The following is a 14,334-nucleotide window of genomic DNA, read 5'->3' as shown; positions in this document are numbered from 1 at the left end:
CGGCGCAGCGTGGCCCGCGCGGCGCTCACCTGCAGGGTCATCGCGGTGAGCGCGTGCCCGACGCCGTCGTGCACCTCGCGCGCCAGCTCGTTGCGCCGGGCCAGCTCGCGCTCCCGCTCCGCCGCCGCGGCGACGCGTTCGAGGAGCGTCGGGCCGAGCATCCGGGGCGCCCAGCGCCGCAGCAGTAGCCCCGCGCCCAGCACGGCGCCCACGGCACCCGCGAGCGCCAGCACCCCGGGCAGCAGCAGCCACCAGGCGCGCCAGCCCGTGCCGACGCGCACCCGGGCGCCCCCGCCGGGCCAGCGCAGCTCCGGCTGCCCGGTCAGCGGGTGGGCGAGCAGACCGACTCCGAGCGGCACCAGATACAGCAGCGCCACCGTCAGCACGAGCCCTGTCACCACGAGAGTGAGCAGCCACAGCGCCCCGCGTCGCCGCGAACCCCAGGAGCGGGGATCGGGCACGTCCGGCAGCGCGGCCCCAAGGAGCGTGCGGGCCGCCGACACCTCCAGCGAACGGACCTGCGGCAGCATCGCGGCCCACCCGACGACGGCCGCGAACGCCGCCCCCAGCAGCGCCAGCAGCCACCGATTGGCCACGGTCTGACCGGGTTCCACGAACGCCCAGGCGAGGATGACCGCGGCCACGGCCACCGGCAGGGCCAGCGCGATCGCCACGAACGCGTGCGCCACCGCGGCCCACCGCCCGATCGCCGGCGCCTCGCCGCGCGCTGCCCGCACCCTCACGCCGTCCAGCGTGACACGCGGCACCGACAACGTTCCTCCCCCGATCGAGGGAGCCGGTGTGCCCGCCCGGGTGAGGCGCCGCAGCCCCCGCCGCGCCGAGCCTGGACGCATGAACACGCAGACCCCCGTTCGACCCGTGACCCGCGGCCACTCCGCCGCCCTCCCCACCGCACTGGCGGCCGTCGCCGTCGCGGCCTGCGTGCCGTACGTGGCGCTGAAGATCGCCTGGCTGGCCGGCTCAGATGTCGGCGTTCGTACCGACGCCCTCGGGAGCGGCACGATGCAGGTCGCCAACACGCTGACCCTGGTCATGGAGCTCGTGGCCGCTGCGCTGGCGGTGGCGCTCGTGCGCCCGATCGGCCTGCGCATCCCCGCACCGCTCGTGCTCGTGCCGATGGCCGTCGGCACCGGCCTGCTCGGCGGCATCCTCGTGCTCCTGCCCATCGAGGCGGCGCTCGCGCTCACCGGGCTCGCCGAGGCACCCCGCGCGCCCGATGCCGAACCCCTCATCGCCGGCTGGGTGTACGCGGTCGTCTACGCCGGCTTCGCCGTGCTGGGGTTGGCCCTCCTGGCGATCTTCGCGATCCACGTCAAGCGACGCTGGGCCGTCGGCTGGCACCGTCCGCTGGCAACCCTGGCGGGCGGCACCGACCGGGGTACCCGGCTCCTCACCGTGCTGTCGGCCGCGCTGCTCGCGGTCTGCCTCACGGAGTCGGTGGTCAACGCGTCCCGAGCCGCCGCCCTGGCGCACCCCATCATGGGTGTCGTCGCCGCCGCTGCGGCACTCACCGGCTCCGTCATGCTCGGTGCGCGGCGCCCCGCCGGGTGCCCGATCTGGCTCCCCGTCGTCGGCGTGTTCGCCGGTGCCAGCGCCGTCGCCGCTTGGGGCCTGTTCTTCGCGGTGCTGTTCCTCGTGCCGAACCCCCTCGTCGGCGAGACCGCGGTGCCCGCGGCGTTGCCGTGGCTCATGGCCGCCCGCGCTCTCCTCGGCAGCGCGGTCCTCCTTCACCTCGTCCGGCTCGCCGGCCGGCTGGCGGCGCGCGGCTGAGATGGCGCTCGGACCCCGGTCAGGGCACCGAGCTGTACGGCACCTGCCGCCAGGAGAGCACGCCCTCGCGCGCGCCGGGGTTGACGTCGATCCGCAGCCAGTTGGTGTTGTTGTCGGAGCCGTCGACGGTGATGCGGGTCAGGTCGGACGAGCCCTTGACGCCGTAGAACTCCAGCCACCGCGAGCCGGCCGCCAGCGGGTGGCCGACGTTGAACACGTGGCTGTCGCCGTCGATGAGGTAGACCTCGCCGCCGCCGCGCTGGAACCGTGTCGACTCGTCGATGAGCGCCTGGATGAGCGGCACGAAGGCCCGGCTGGTGCCCGGCTCCGGCTCGTAGGTCGGGTCGAACATGTCGGCCTGCAGGTAGATCGCCACCGCCTTGTCGCGCCGGTCGCGGGCCGCGGCGAACGTCGAGCGCACGACCGTGAGCGCGTTCGCCATGCGGGCCTTCTGCTCGGCCTCCTGCTCGGCGGTCGGGCCGGACTTACCGGTCCACGGCAGCAGCGAGTCGTTGCTGCCGACGACGTGCACGGCGGCCATCGACACGCCGCGCCGGTCGGGCCCGATGCGCCAGGTGACGTTCTCGGGGAAGCCGGCCGCGGCCTGCGACGCGATAGGGGTCGGTTTGCCGTTCGTCACATCAGGCGTCGCAAAGAACACTCTGCGGATCGCGGCGAGCCGCTCCAGCGGGTCGTAGGCGCCGTTGTTCGGGCGGTGACAGTCGGTCCATTCGTTGTCGCCGGGGGTGTAGACCAGCGGCGTTCGGAACCGGTCGAACTGCGTCTTGATCATCGCGAAGTAGGAGTCGTCGCAGCGCGACGAGCCGTTCTTGATGTCGCCGACGTGCACGCTGAGGGTCGTCTTCGCCGCGTTGATGTCGTCGACCCAGCCCGGGAAGGCCGCCACCTGCGCGTCACCGTAGGGCACGTCACCGATGACCGACATCGGCACACTCTTGTGTGTCTTCTGCGGGCCATGGGGCACGAACGAGCCGAGCAGGCGCTTGTCGACACCCAGCGGCTTCGGCAGCGAGATCTGGATGTACTCGTTGACGTCCGCGACACCCTTGCCTCGGCCTCCGGTGGCCGGGAAGTTGTTGTCGTTCATCACGGCGATCGTGCGGTCGTCGACGATCTCGACGTCCTCGATCGTGAAGTACGGGAACGTGAACTTCTCGCCCATGCCGCCCACGCCCTTCGGGTCGGCGACGTTCATGAGGTCGACCAGCAGCGTCTTGCGCACGTAGCCACCCGACTTCACACCCGCGGTGTCGACGAGGTAGATCCCCTTGAACGCCGCCTCGGCCCCCTCCTTGGCGTCGCGCTCGATGGCGAGATACCGGTGCTCGTCGACGGCGATGTAGTCACCGATCGCGTGGTCGGGCGACTCCATCCGGTAGCGCACGAAGTCGCCGCTGAAGCGGGCCGTGCGTCCGACCCGCACGTCGTAGATGCGCAGGTCGCGGGCCTTTCCGGCGGCCTTGTCCTGCGCGGTGGCGCCCTCGAGCATCGGGTGCAGGCGGCGGCCGTCGGGCGAGATCGCCATGCCCTCGAAGCCCTTGGAGTCGGGCAGGTTCGCGGTCTTGCCGCCCAGGGTGGGATTGGAGGGCGAACGCACGCCCGGAGTCGGGACCGGCGGCGCGAGCAGCCGGCCCAACTGATCGGTGTGCAGCAGGTACGGCCCGAATTCCTCGCCGAACCAGAACGTGCCGTCCGGGGCGACCTGCATCGACTCGATGTCGAAGTCCCACCCGGTGAGCTGCCGGTCGGCGCGCGGGCAGGTGTAGCCACTGGGCAGCTTCGTGGCCGCCGCACAGCCTCCGTCGCGCCAGATCGGCCAGCTGACATGACGATTCGGGTCGCTGAGCGTGAAGACCGTGTTGAGGTACGTCGTCTCCCCCGGCTTGCCGTCGGCGGCCTTGCCCGGGCGGATGCGGTGCACGGCCAGCCGGTAGTGCGGGCTGTTGGCCTTCGTGCCGAAGCCGTTGTCGCTCATCACGAGATACGAGCCGTCGCCGAGACGGTGGGTCGCCGAGAAGCCCTGCACAGGCTGACCCTTGAACGGCGGCTTGACGGCCTGGGTGGCGGCGGGCTCCAGGAAGTGCGCCGACGTCTCGCTGCCCGGGGTGTACGTCTCCGGCGGAAGGACCGAGCGGGCCGAGAGCGTGGGCCGCTGGTCGGCGTCGGTCGCCGGTTCGCTCGCACCGGTCGCCGCCGAGGCGAGCGGTGTCATCCCGACGACCGCGAGGGCCAGGGCAGTGGCGGCTGACGCGTGCTGACGCATGGGAACTCCTGTCGCGACCTCGGCAGCATGAGGACATCGAATGTGCCTGGGACAGTTCACACCCCGCGTCATTGACAGCGAGTGGACGGATGGTGATATCCGGCGAAACGACGTGGTTGCTTCCGAGTGCTATGACATATGTCACGCCAGATCGCGCTATGAATTCCGTTCCGCCGCAAGCGATCTCACATCACTTCGGATCTGATCTGAATACCCTTGTTGTGCAGTTCAATTCGGGATTAGGACAGCTGGCCTAACAAACATGTGTTCGATATCCTATGTGCATGGACTTGACCTCTGGCTTTGACGTCACCGAGGGTGCTGCGGCACCGGCCGGTGACGTCGATGTGTCGGGAGGCGGGGTGGCTGCGCCGGTAGGGGAGGCGCTGCTGGGGCAGGTTCAGGCGGCCCGAGCGATGTTGTCGGGGTTGCCGGGTCTGTTGGCGCGGGTGGGGTCCGATGAGTTGCCGGAGCTGGCTGCCGCGGCGGCCGGCGCCGTGGCCGCGGCGTGCGCCGCGCAGGCGGCGGTCGTTCTTGAGGCTGAGGACCGCGGGGTCATCGCGGAGTCGGATCATCCGCGGGTGCCGGCGTGGGTGAGTCAGTCGCACGTGGAGGCCGGGGTGCCGGTGTCGCCCAATCGGGCCCGGGCGCTGGGGGCGCTGGCCCGGATCTGTGATCGGCGGGACGCGGCGCCGCTGCGGGAGGCCGTGCTGGACGGGCGGGTGACGGTCGAGGCGGCCGATCTGCTCGCCGCCACGTATCGGCGGTTGCAGGGGTCGATCACCGTGAAGTCCTGGGATGGCGTGATGGACGCGCTGATTGGGTTGGCTGCGCACGGGGTGAACCGGCGTGAGCTGGCGGCGATGGAAGAGCAGCTGATCGGGCAGTACGGCACCGAGGGCGAGTACGAGGAACGCGAACGCCGGTACGACCGGCGTGACTTCACCGAGCTGACGCTCAACACGCGGACCGGGATGTACGAAGGGCGGGTCCGGCTCGACCCGGCGTCGGCGGCTGTGGTGATCGCCGCGATCAACGCGCTGAGCGCGCCGCGACCGACCAAGCCTGCCGGCGACGCGACCGTCGACGCGGCGGGAGGTTCCCGGAGCGAGAGCGGCGACGCGACCGCCGGGGCCCCGAGCCGTAGTTCCGCCGCCGCCACCGCAGACACCGCAGTCGCCGCAGACACCGCAGCCGACGCTGACGGTTTTGGCGGGGCGCAAGGTACTGCTGCCGCGAACGGCGACGGCGATCGCATCGACGCGGCAACCGCGGGGCGGCCCGAGCCCGACCTGCGCACCGCCGGGGAGCGCCGCGCCGACGCCCTCGTCGCGCTGGCCGCGCACGCCGCGGTCCCGGACAAGAACACCCCCGGCACCGGCGCCAAAGCCAAAGTCGTCGTCACCATCAAGCTCGCCGACCTGGTCGCCGGGCTCGAATCCGAGGCCCTACCCGGGGTGTTCGCCGACCTCGTGCGCACACACCGCGAACGCACCGGCGGCACCGGGTTCCTTACCGACCACAACCACGGCTGCGGCACCACCGCCTTCGGCCACACCCTGACCCCCGGCCAGGTCCGCGTCCTGTCCTGCGACGCCCAGATCATCCCCGCAGTCCTCGGCACCGGGCCCGAACCCCTCGACCTCGGCCGCGGAAAACGCCTGATCACACCCGCGCTGGCCACGTACCTCGCGATGCGCGACGGCGGCTGCACTTTCCCCGGCTGCTCCATGCCACCGGCCTGGTGCGACGGACACCACTTAGTGAGCTGGCTGATGGGCGGCCCCACCGACCGGCACAACACCGCCCTGCTCTGCCGACATCACCACACGGTCGTCCACCGCTACGGATTCGTCGGGGTTGTGGTCGACGGCCAGGTCCAGTGGAGCAGAGCCGACGGAACCCCCATCGGCAACCGACCACGCGCCGGCTGACGCACGCCCATACCGTGGGGCCGTGCCCGACTCCGAGCAGCCCACCACCGAACAGCCCGCCACCGAGCAGCCAACCACCGAGCAGCCAACCACCGTCATGCCCTGGCGCCGTTGGGCGCTGGTGGCGCTCGCGGTCGCTCTCGGCCTGTCGTGGTTCGCCCTCGTCGCGATCGCCCGCTGGCTCTCGCCGCTGCACACGTTCGAGGCCGACGACTGGTGGCCGCAGGCGAGCATCTGGCGACTCATCGTCGGGATCGTCCTCTACCTGGTGCTCGTACCGCTGCTGTGGCGCCTGCTCACCCGCGAGCCCCGCCACACGTGGGGCGCGATTACCGGGCTCAGACCGCCGCAGACCCGCACCCAATGGCTTTGGACCGCAGCGATCCTGCTCGCCGTGCTCATCCCCGGGCTCACCCTGCTCGACGGCACCGCACGCCTCGCCGCGCACCTGGCCACCCCCGTGCTCATCCTCGCCGCCCTGCAACCGCCCGTCGTCGAGGAGGTGCTCATGCGAGGGCTGTTCGTGCACATCTGCGAGCACGCCCGCGTCGGCCCCGTCGCCACCACCCTCCTCGGCACCGTTGTCTTCACGATCTGGCACATCGCGGCGTTCGACGTGGTCAACGGCCTCTTCCCGGGCTGTTCTCCATCCCGTTCTTCTACGTCACCCGCTACCTCACCGGCACCGTCTGGGTACCGATCGTCGTGCACCTGCTCGGCAACGCCGCCGTCCTCAACGGGGCCGCGATGCTCGCGCTGTTCCTCGTCGAGCTCGCCGCCCTCGCACTCTGGCTGCGGTCACGGCGCGCCGACCGGCGACACCACCGGCGCCGCAGCGCCGCCGCCGCGCTCCCCTAGGCTGCGCTCGTGCTCGCGGCCCTCATCAACGTCATCTTCCCCGTCGTCCTCGTCGCGAGCGTCGGCGTCGTCCTCGCGCGGGCCTTCCCGATCGACATCGACTCCGTCAACAAGGTCAGCCTGCACGGCTTCACGCCCGCGCTCGCCTACGTCACCGTCGTCACCACCGACGTCTCGCCCCGCGACGGCGCCCGCCTGACGATCGCCTACCTGCTCGCGATGGCCGTGGCCGCCGCGCTCGCCTACGGCGCGAGCCTGCTGTTCGCCCGCCGCGCCCGGCGGGTCGTCGTCGGCTGCACGATCATCGGCAACAACGGCAACTTCGGCCTGCCGATCGCGCTCCTCGCCCTCGGCCAGCCCGGCCTCGACCAGGCGCTCGTCATCTTCATGGCGTCCCTGCTGCTGATGTTCACCATCGGACCGGCCCTGCTCGGCGCCACCGGCGGCGTGCTCGCCGGGCTGCGCCGCGTCGCCCTGCTGCCCGTCATGTGGGCGCTCGTCATCGGACTCACCGTCCGCGGCGCCGGCCTGCAGACCCCCGCCGCCCTCATGAGCGGCATCCAGCTGCTCGCCGACGGCGCGATCCCGCTCGTGCTGCTGTGCCTCGGTCTGCAGCTCGGGCAGTCGCAGCGCATCAACCTCACCCGGCCGGTACTCCTGTCCGTCGCACTCCGCGCCGTCGTCGTGCCGCTCGCCGCGTACGGCGCCGGGCTGGCGGTGGGGCTGCACGGTCTCCCGTTGCAGAGCCTCGTGCTCGCCTGCGTCATGCCCACCGCCGTCAACGCCTACATGCTGGCCCGCGAGTTCAGCGACGACCCCAGCACCGCCGCCAGCGCCGTCGCGCTCTCGACCTTCGTCTCCATCCCCCTCATCGCCGGCGTCGTCACCCTCCTGCCCCTGCTGTAAGCACCCCCGATGCCCGCTCGGACACCGGCCCGTCGGCGCGATCGGCCCGGCTGAGAGAATGTCGCAAGTGGCTACGCATCGCATGTGGTTCGTCTGGGCGGCCGGGGTCTTCACGTATATCGCCGCAGTCATGCAGCGCACCACGTTCGGCATCGCTGGAGTCGAGGCCGCCCGGCACTTCTCGGCCCCCGCGGGCCTCATCGGCACCTTCGTCGTGCTGCAGCTGCTCGTGTACGCCGGCCTGCAGATCCCCGTCGGCGTGCTCATCGACCGCTTCGGCAGCCGCCTGCTGCTCGTCGTCGGCAGCGCGCTGATGTTCCTCGGCCAGTTCGCGCTGGCCTTCGCGGAGTCGGTTCCCTCCGGCATCGTCGCCCGCATCATCGTCGGCGCCGGCGACGCGATGATCTTCGCCAGCGTGCTGCGCATCATCCCCAACTGGTTTCCGCCCCGGCAGGCGCCGCTGATGACCCAGGTCACCGCCATGCTCGGCCAACTCGGCCAGATCGCCTCGGCCGTGCCGTTCGCCTGGGCTCTCGGCACCTTCGGGTGGACTCCCGCGTTCCTCGGGGCCTCCCTCGTCAGCCTCCTCGGAGCCCTCGCCGCGGCCGTCATCATCCGCAACCGCCCCGTCGAACGCACCGATTCCGGCTCGATCCGCCGCGTGACGACCGAGACGGAGACGGTCTCCACCATCGAGCGCATCAAGGCCGTCTGGGCGCACCCCGCCACCCGCCTCGGCATGGCGACCCACTTCACGACGTCGTTCTCGACGATGGCCTTCGCGATGATGTGGGGATACCCCTACCTCACCGCCGGCGAGGCCCTGACCGGCCCGCAGGCCAGCGCCATGATGACGCTGTTCGCCGTGACCAGCCTCGGAGCCGGTCCCGCGCTCGGCGTGTTCACCGGCCGGCACCCGTACCGCCGCAGCGACATGGTGATGGCCGTCGTCGCCGTGACGATGCTGCCGTGGCTGCTCGTGCTGCTGTGGCCCGGCGCCGCCCCGATGCCGCTGCTCGCGCTGCTCATGGTCTGCGTCGCGGTCGGCGGACCAGGCTCCGCGATCGGGTTCGACTTCGCCCGCACGTTCGTGCCGGCGCACCGGCTCGGCACCGCCACCGGCGTCATCAACACCGGCGGGTTCTCCGGCGCCCTCATCACGATCTTCGTCACCGGCGTCGTGCTCGACCTGCTCGGCGGCTACGGCCTGACGAGCTTCCGGTGGGCCATGGCCACCCAGCTGCCGATCGCGGCGCTCGGGCTGCTGGCGATCGCGCGCACCCGCCGGCAGGTGCGCGCCCAGATCACCCGCGAGGAGGGCGTCGAGATCGAGCCCCTCGTCGTCGTCATCGCCCGCCGCTACCGCCACTTCCGCGACGCGCACCGACGCTGAACGCGCTGCTCGTCCGCTACTCCTGGGGGTTACTCGTCGGCGGAGTCGGACTCGTCCTCCTCCTGCACCTCCGCCATCCCGTAGGTGTCGTTCAGCTCCGGTTCGACCTCGGCGCCCGTGCCGTCGGCCTGTCCGCTGGGGGTCGGGTACGGCTCGTCGGCCGGCTGGCGACCCGAATTCGACTGACTCATCGTTGCCTCCTCAGGCAGAACACCGGTCCCGTGGCAATCCCGTGGAATTCTCGTGGAATGCGGTGTCGGTCAGGGTGACACGCGCCCGCTCCCGCCGCGACCGGAACGCCCCGGCTCACTCACCGGACGCGAAGGTCGCGCCCATGATGAGCAGCCGCGTCGCCCGCTCGGCGGCGTCGGCAACAAGGGTCTGCGCCTCGGCGACGGCCTGGCTGAGCTCCATCGGGATCGGGATGATGCCGATGACCGCGCCGATGCCGATGTCGTGCACGTCGGCCGCGCCCTGTCCGATCGATCCCGCGAGCGCCAGGCACGGCTTGCCGTGGATCTCGGCGCGCCGCGCCACCTCGGCCGGCACCTTGCCGCGCGGCGTCTGGAAGTCGACCGCGCCCTCGGCGGTGATGACGACGTCGGCGCGACGGATCGCCGCGTCGAGGTCGATGCCGGACAGGTCGCCGTCGAGCAGCACGTCGAAGCGCTGCCGCAACCGGGCTCCGCACACGGCCGCGAGCGCGGCGCCCAGCCCCCCGGAGGCGCCCGTGCCGGGCCCGGCCGCGACGTCGAGCCCCAGGGCCGCCAGCCGGTCGGCGCACGTGACCTGCAGCAGCGCGGCCCACCGCGTGAGGGCCTCGTCGAGAACCTCCACCTGCTCCGGCGTCGCGCCCTTCTGCGGCCCGAACACCCGGGCCACGCCGCGGGGCCCGGTGAGGACGTTGTGCATGTTGCACGCCACCTGCAGGTCGACGTCCGCCAGCCGCGGCTTCAGCCCCGACAGGTCGAGGGAGGCGGCCCGGGCCAGTTCCGACCCGCCGTCACCGACGGGGTGTCCACCGGCGTCGAGGATGCGCCCGCCGAGCGCCCGCACCATACCGGCTCCTCCGTCGGAGGTGCGCCCGAGTCGCCGCAGCCCACGAGGATCCGGGTCGCTCCCTCGTCGAGGGCCGCGGCGATGAGCTGGCCGACCCCGTAGGTGGTCGTCGCGGCGGGGTCGCGCAGGTCCGGCGGCACGAGGCGTAGCCCCGCGGCCGCCGCCATCTCGACGACCGCCGTGCCCCGCGCCGCACCGCCGAGCAGCGCGATGTGCGACTCGACGGGCTGCCCGACCGGGCCGGTCACCGACACCGGCACGAGCCGGCCTCCGGTCGACGCGGCGAGCGAGGCGGCGGTGCCCTCTCCCCCGTCGACCATCGCGATCCGTTCGGTGACGGCCCCCGGCAGCGCGCGACGCACCCCGCAAGCGATGGCCTCGGCGACCTCCGCAGCATCCAGCGACTCCTTGAAGCCGCTGGGCGCGATGAGAAATCGGTGCGGGACGACGGCCGGCATGGCGTACCTCGAATCGTCGGGATCACAGGGCGGTGGACAGGGCGGTCATCGGCGGTCACACGTCACAAGGGCAGGCCGAGCAGCGGCCACACCGTGTAGCTGAACAGCAGCACGAGCGCCGCGGTCAGCGGCGCGAGCAGAAGGCTGAGCCGGCGCAGGTCGGCGGGCGTGTACGTCGGCACGTCGGTGACGGCCGAGAACATGGCGACCGGTTTGGCTGACGCCGGCAGCGTGTGGCAGAAGCCGGCGGCGGCCGTCGACGCGAAGGCCGCGGCGGCCGGCGAGACCCCCATCGTCGGCGCGAGCGCGACGACGATCGGCACCAGCACCGCCGAACGCGCCGAGCGCGACTGGATGACGAGGTGCGCCAGCGTCGAGACCACGACCACGGCGATCATGAACGGCAGCGAGGAGTCGATACCGATCCCGGCGAACAGCGTGGTCGCCATCCACTGCGCGGCGCCGGAGGTCATCAGCGCGTCGCCGAGCGCGAGCGTCGCCGCGAGGAACAACAGCAGCGACCACGGCACCTTCTTGAGGTTGTCCTTGAGCCGGGTCGAGCCGTACCGGGGCGACGTCGTGATGAGGGCCCCGATGAGCGCGACGATCGCCGGGTGCACGCCGTGCAGGGAGGCGGTGCACCACAGGATGACCACGGTCACGACGATGAGCGCCGCCCGGGATTCGTAGATGCTCATCGGCCCGGTCACCGGGTAGGGCGCGGCCCGCGAGAGCTCCTCGACGCTCAGGTCGATCGGTCGGTCCCGGTCGTCGCGCCGCAAGAACAGCGCCACCACCAGCTCGGCGGCCAGGTGGCTGCTGACCAGGGCCAACGGCAGGCCGAGCAGCAGCCACTGCGCGAAGCTGAACCCCTCCCCCGTGGCGGTCTGGACGACCTGGGACGTGACCAGGTGCGCGCCGGCACCGAGCAGCGAACCGACGGCCGAGAGCAGGATGACCGTCGGGAACAGCAGCGCCAACGCGCGGATGAGCCGGCCGTACTCCTCGCCGCGGCCGGCCAGCACGGTCGCGATCGCGATGAACACCGGCAGCGTCAGCGCGGCCCGGCCGGAGGTGGCCGGCACCGCGAACGTCGTGACGACGAGCGCCGCGGTGATGAGGTGCACGAGGCTGCGCACGCCGGTGGCGCCCGCCACGAGCCAGCACGCGGCTCGGTCGGACAGCCCCGACGACGTGACCCTGGCGGCGATGACGAACGCCGAGACGAGCAGCCAGATCGTGTCGTCGCCGAGGGTGGCGAAGAGCCGGTCGCTGTCCAGCACCCCCGCGAGCACGAGCACGGTGCCGGCGACCAGCGCGACGAAGGTGTCGTCCAGCGGCGTGAACGCCCAGGCCCACACGGCGGCGACGAACGTGACGAGCGTGATGAGGCCGGGAACACCCAGGTGCACGGTCTCCCCCGAGGAGGTGACGACGTCGTGATCGGCGAGCAGGACCAGCGCGATGAGCCCGAGGGCCCCGAGCCCGGACCAGAGGCGGGCCGACCTCAGCCAGTGCCGGCGCGCGACCCTGCGCTCCGGTGCCCTCCGGCGTGGTGACGGCGTGCGGTACGACGTCGTCGGCGCCGGATCCGGCGAGGTCACGACACCGGTTCCGGGGTGCGGTCGGCCACCGCCGCGGGCGGCACGTGCTCGGTGGGGATCGTCAGACCGAAGGTGGCTCCACGCCCCGGCTCGCTCTCGACGAACGCGGTCCCACCGTGGGCCTGCGCGATCGCCCGCACGACGGCCAGCCCCAGGCCATCGCCGACCCCGGCGCCGCGTTCGGACTCGCCGGCGGCATCGCCGTCGTCTCGGTCGTGGCCGGAGTCCGTGAATCGACCGAAGGCCGACCGCGCCGCCTCGGGCGTGATGCCGGGGCCGCGGTCGCGCACCGCGATCTCCACGTGGGGGATCGCCGGCGACCTCGACGCGGTGGATCCACCAGTCGATGGGGTCGTCGGGCGAGCCGTGCTCGGCGGCGTTCTCGGCCAGGTGCCGCACGGCCTCCATGAGACGGTCCGGGTCGGCGGTCAACGACAGCTCGTCGACGCGGGTCTCCCGCCAGTCGCGGACGGCGATCGTGGGCAACCACCCGCGCACCCGCTCGGCGAGCGCCCCGGTGGTGGTGCGCACGGGCTGGACGAACGTGGCCCGCTGGGTGGCGGCCAGCGAGGTCAGCTCCGTGATCGTGCGCTCCATCCCCGCCAGATCGTCCCGGATCGGCTGCAGCCGAGCACCAGCGGCCGGATTCTCCCGCGCGAGGGCGGCCAGCCGGGCCGTGCCGCGGCGCACGGGGTCACGCAGCTCCGCGCCCGCGGTGTCGACGAAGCGTTGCTCGGTGGCCAGCGCCCCCTGCAGCCGGTCGAACAGCGTGTTGACCGTGCGGCCGAGGGCGGCGATGTCGTCGCGGCCCGAGACAGGCAGCCGCTGCTGCAGGTCGTAGGCGGAGATCGTCTCCGCGGTCCGGCGCATCGTGCGCACCGGCTTGAGGATCTGCCCGGCGACGAGCCAACTGACGAACGCCGTGAACAGCAGCACGCCTGCACAGACCGCCGTCAGCAGGAGCACGACGCGGTTGGCCTCCTGCTCGGCACCCGCGACGAAGATGCCCATGACGAAGCGACCCGCCGGTTGCCCCTGGGCGTCCTGCAGGTCGATGCGGCCCCAGCGCATCTCGCCGGGCGCGGTCTGCATGACACCGGAGTTCGCCACGGTGATCTGCGCCATCGCAGCCGGGTCCGCGCTGAGCTCCAGGGCGCGGGCCTGCGTCGTTGCGGGGCCGTACGCCTCGATGACCTGCCCGTCGTCGAACTGGCCGAAGAGGTGCTCGCCCGGGCTCGGGCGCTGCCGGTCGAGAAAGACCGTCACCAGGCGCCGAGGATCCTCGAACGGACGCGCGGTCGCCGGATCGCGGCCGTCGCTGGCCAGGTCGCGGAACTCCTCGAGCTCCTGGATGACATCCTCGTTGGCCTGCCGCGCGACATCGGCGTGCAGGGTGGAGTGCACGGTGGTGATGACCGCGAGCTGCCCCAGCAGAACCGTCAGCAGCAACCAGCCGACGATGCGCCAGCCGGCCGACACCCGCGAACCGATGGGGCGGGAGTCAGTCATCACGACCCTCCGGCGCGACGATCTCGATGTCGTCGTCGATGCCGTCCTCGTCGACGTCCTCCTCGGGTGCGTACCCATTGCCGCCGGCGCCCGGGCTCGTCGGGCCGGTCGTGCCGGTCGGGCCGCTCGTGGGACTCGTGGGATTCGCCGGTGTCGCGGGGCTGGTGGGCCCGACGCGCACCGGATCCCGGCTCGGCAGCTCCGGCGCGCCGGGTCGTTCGGCGAGAAACTGGCTCGCCAGCGCGAGCAGCACCGGCAGGGTCAAGAGGCCGAGCAACACCAGGAGACGTCGGGTGAAGCGCACCACGCCCACGATAGGCGTCGATCCCGCACCGTCATCCCGCAACGGCCGGTCGAGCAGACCGTGTCGTCAACCGCACACATACGCGCGCGTTACGCCATGGGTTCTCTTGGACCCCAACGCCTTTGGGAACTCAGAGCGGATTGCAGGTCGGCGCGGCCGTCGGCGACGGCGCGGCGCACCGCGCTCGGGAGGCCGGGCTGCGCGAGGGCGGCGTCGACGCGGTCGACCGTCTCC

12 protein-coding genes and 1 pseudogene are annotated in these 14,334 nt (G+C 72.2%); 6 read left to right on the top strand and 7 right to left on the bottom strand.

Going from position 1 to position 14,334, the window contains the following annotated elements; all coding sequences use genetic code 11:
• On the bottom strand, positions 1–743 hold a 743-nt coding region (locus PINTE_RS16125; protein WP_245642994.1), incomplete at its 3' end, for a histidine kinase.
• A 109-nt stretch (positions 744–852) separates the two neighbouring features.
• Between PINTE_RS16125 and PINTE_RS16120 the strand changes: the two genes are divergently transcribed.
• The gene (locus PINTE_RS16120) at positions 853–1,791 is read left to right on the top strand and encodes a hypothetical protein (protein ID WP_157087305.1); all 939 of its coding nucleotides are present in this window, start codon (positions 853–855) and stop codon (positions 1,789–1,791) included.
• Positions 1,792–1,810: 19 nt separating this feature from the next.
• Here the strand turns inward: PINTE_RS16120 and PINTE_RS22115 are convergent, their stop codons facing one another.
• The gene (locus PINTE_RS22115) at positions 1,811–4,075 is read right to left on the bottom strand and encodes an esterase-like activity of phytase family protein (protein ID WP_084343692.1); all 2,265 of its coding nucleotides are present in this window, start codon (positions 4,073–4,075) and stop codon (positions 1,811–1,813) included.
• A 284-nt stretch (positions 4,076–4,359) separates the two neighbouring features.
• On the opposite strand from PINTE_RS22115, the gene PINTE_RS16110 reads away from it, so the two are divergent.
• The 5 genes and pseudogenes from PINTE_RS16110 to PINTE_RS16095 all read left to right on the top strand — a co-directional run bounded on the left by PINTE_RS16110 (position 4,360) and on the right by PINTE_RS16095 (position 9,166).
• The gene (locus PINTE_RS16110; protein WP_157087303.1) at positions 4,360–6,009 is read left to right on the top strand and encodes an HNH endonuclease signature motif containing protein; all 1,650 of its coding nucleotides are present in this window, start codon (positions 4,360–4,362) and stop codon (positions 6,007–6,009) included.
• Between the two features lie 97 nt (positions 6,010–6,106).
• Positions 6,107–6,607: pseudogene (locus PINTE_RS25120) on the top strand (hypothetical protein); the annotation flags it as partial.
• Positions 6,608–6,714: 107 nt separating this feature from the next.
• Positions 6,715–6,867: a hypothetical protein gene (locus tag PINTE_RS23325; RefSeq protein ID WP_169798551.1), complete on the top strand. Its 153-nt coding sequence runs from the start codon at positions 6,715–6,717 to the stop codon at positions 6,865–6,867.
• A gap of 9 nt (positions 6,868–6,876) precedes the next feature.
• Positions 6,877–7,773, top strand: a complete 897-nt coding sequence (locus PINTE_RS16100) for an AEC family transporter (RefSeq protein ID WP_068432825.1) — start codon at positions 6,877–6,879, stop codon at positions 7,771–7,773.
• A gap of 58 nt (positions 7,774–7,831) precedes the next feature.
• Complete coding sequence (locus tag PINTE_RS16095; RefSeq protein ID WP_068432824.1) at positions 7,832–9,166, top strand: MFS transporter; 1,335 nt, start codon at positions 7,832–7,834, stop codon at positions 9,164–9,166.
• A gap of 29 nt (positions 9,167–9,195) precedes the next feature.
• Here the strand turns inward: PINTE_RS16095 and PINTE_RS22835 are convergent, their stop codons facing one another.
• From PINTE_RS22835 to PINTE_RS16080, 5 genes are all read right to left on the bottom strand, one after another.
• Entirely contained in the window at positions 9,196–9,357 is a 162-nt protein-coding gene (locus PINTE_RS22835) for a hypothetical protein (RefSeq protein ID WP_157087301.1), read from the bottom strand.
• Positions 9,358–9,472: 115 nt separating this feature from the next.
• A complete protein-coding gene (locus PINTE_RS24800; RefSeq protein ID WP_281178918.1) occupies positions 9,473–10,225 on the bottom strand; it encodes a glycerate kinase family protein in 753 nt (250 codons plus the stop codon).
• Positions 10,120–10,683 (bottom strand): glycerate kinase, encoded by a 564-nt coding sequence (locus PINTE_RS24795; protein WP_281178917.1) that lies wholly within the window; start codon positions 10,681–10,683, stop codon positions 10,120–10,122. The genes PINTE_RS24800 and PINTE_RS24795 overlap by 106 nt, the downstream gene beginning before the upstream one ends.
• Before the next feature lie 62 nt (positions 10,684–10,745).
• A complete protein-coding gene (locus PINTE_RS25210; protein WP_169798552.1) occupies positions 10,746–13,796 on the bottom strand; it encodes an SLC13 family permease in 3,051 nt (1,016 codons plus the stop codon).
• Positions 13,789–14,100 (bottom strand): hypothetical protein, encoded by a 312-nt coding sequence (locus PINTE_RS16080; RefSeq protein ID WP_157087300.1) that lies wholly within the window; start codon positions 14,098–14,100, stop codon positions 13,789–13,791. Before PINTE_RS16080 ends, PINTE_RS25210 begins: the two co-directional genes overlap by 8 nt.
• Positions 14,101–14,334: the final 234 nt, after the last annotated feature.

Source organism: Piscicoccus intestinalis NBRC 104926 (assembly GCF_001515525.1).
GTDB classification, from domain to species: domain Bacteria; phylum Actinomycetota; class Actinomycetes; order Actinomycetales; family Dermatophilaceae; genus Kineosphaera; species Kineosphaera intestinalis.
This window is presented reverse-complemented; position numbering and strand designations above follow the sequence as displayed.

Excerpts from the sequence above, each read along its gene's own strand:
- PINTE_RS16120 (WP_157087305.1), top strand. The coding sequence starts at position 853 with ATGAACACGCAGACCCCCGTTCGACCCGTGACCCGCGGCCACTCCGCC.
- PINTE_RS22115 (WP_084343692.1), bottom strand. The coding sequence starts at position 4,075 with ATGCGTCAGCACGCGTCAGCCGCCACTGCCCTGGCCCTCGCGGTCGTC.
- PINTE_RS16110 (WP_157087303.1), top strand. The coding sequence starts at position 4,360 with ATGGACTTGACCTCTGGCTTTGACGTCACCGAGGGTGCTGCGGCACCG.
- PINTE_RS16095 (WP_068432824.1), top strand. The coding sequence starts at position 7,832 with ATGTCGCAAGTGGCTACGCATCGCATGTGGTTCGTCTGGGCGGCCGGG.
- PINTE_RS22835 (WP_157087301.1), bottom strand. The coding sequence starts at position 9,357 with ATGAGTCAGTCGAATTCGGGTCGCCAGCCGGCCGACGAGCCGTACCCG.
- PINTE_RS24800 (WP_281178918.1), bottom strand. The coding sequence starts at position 10,225 with ATGGTGCGGGCGCTCGGCGGGCGCATCCTCGACGCCGGTGGACACCCC.
- PINTE_RS24795 (WP_281178917.1), bottom strand. The coding sequence starts at position 10,683 with ATGCCGGCCGTCGTCCCGCACCGATTTCTCATCGCGCCCAGCGGCTTC.
- PINTE_RS25210 (WP_169798552.1), bottom strand. The coding sequence starts at position 13,796 with ATGACTGACTCCCGCCCCATCGGTTCGCGGGTGTCGGCCGGCTGGCGC.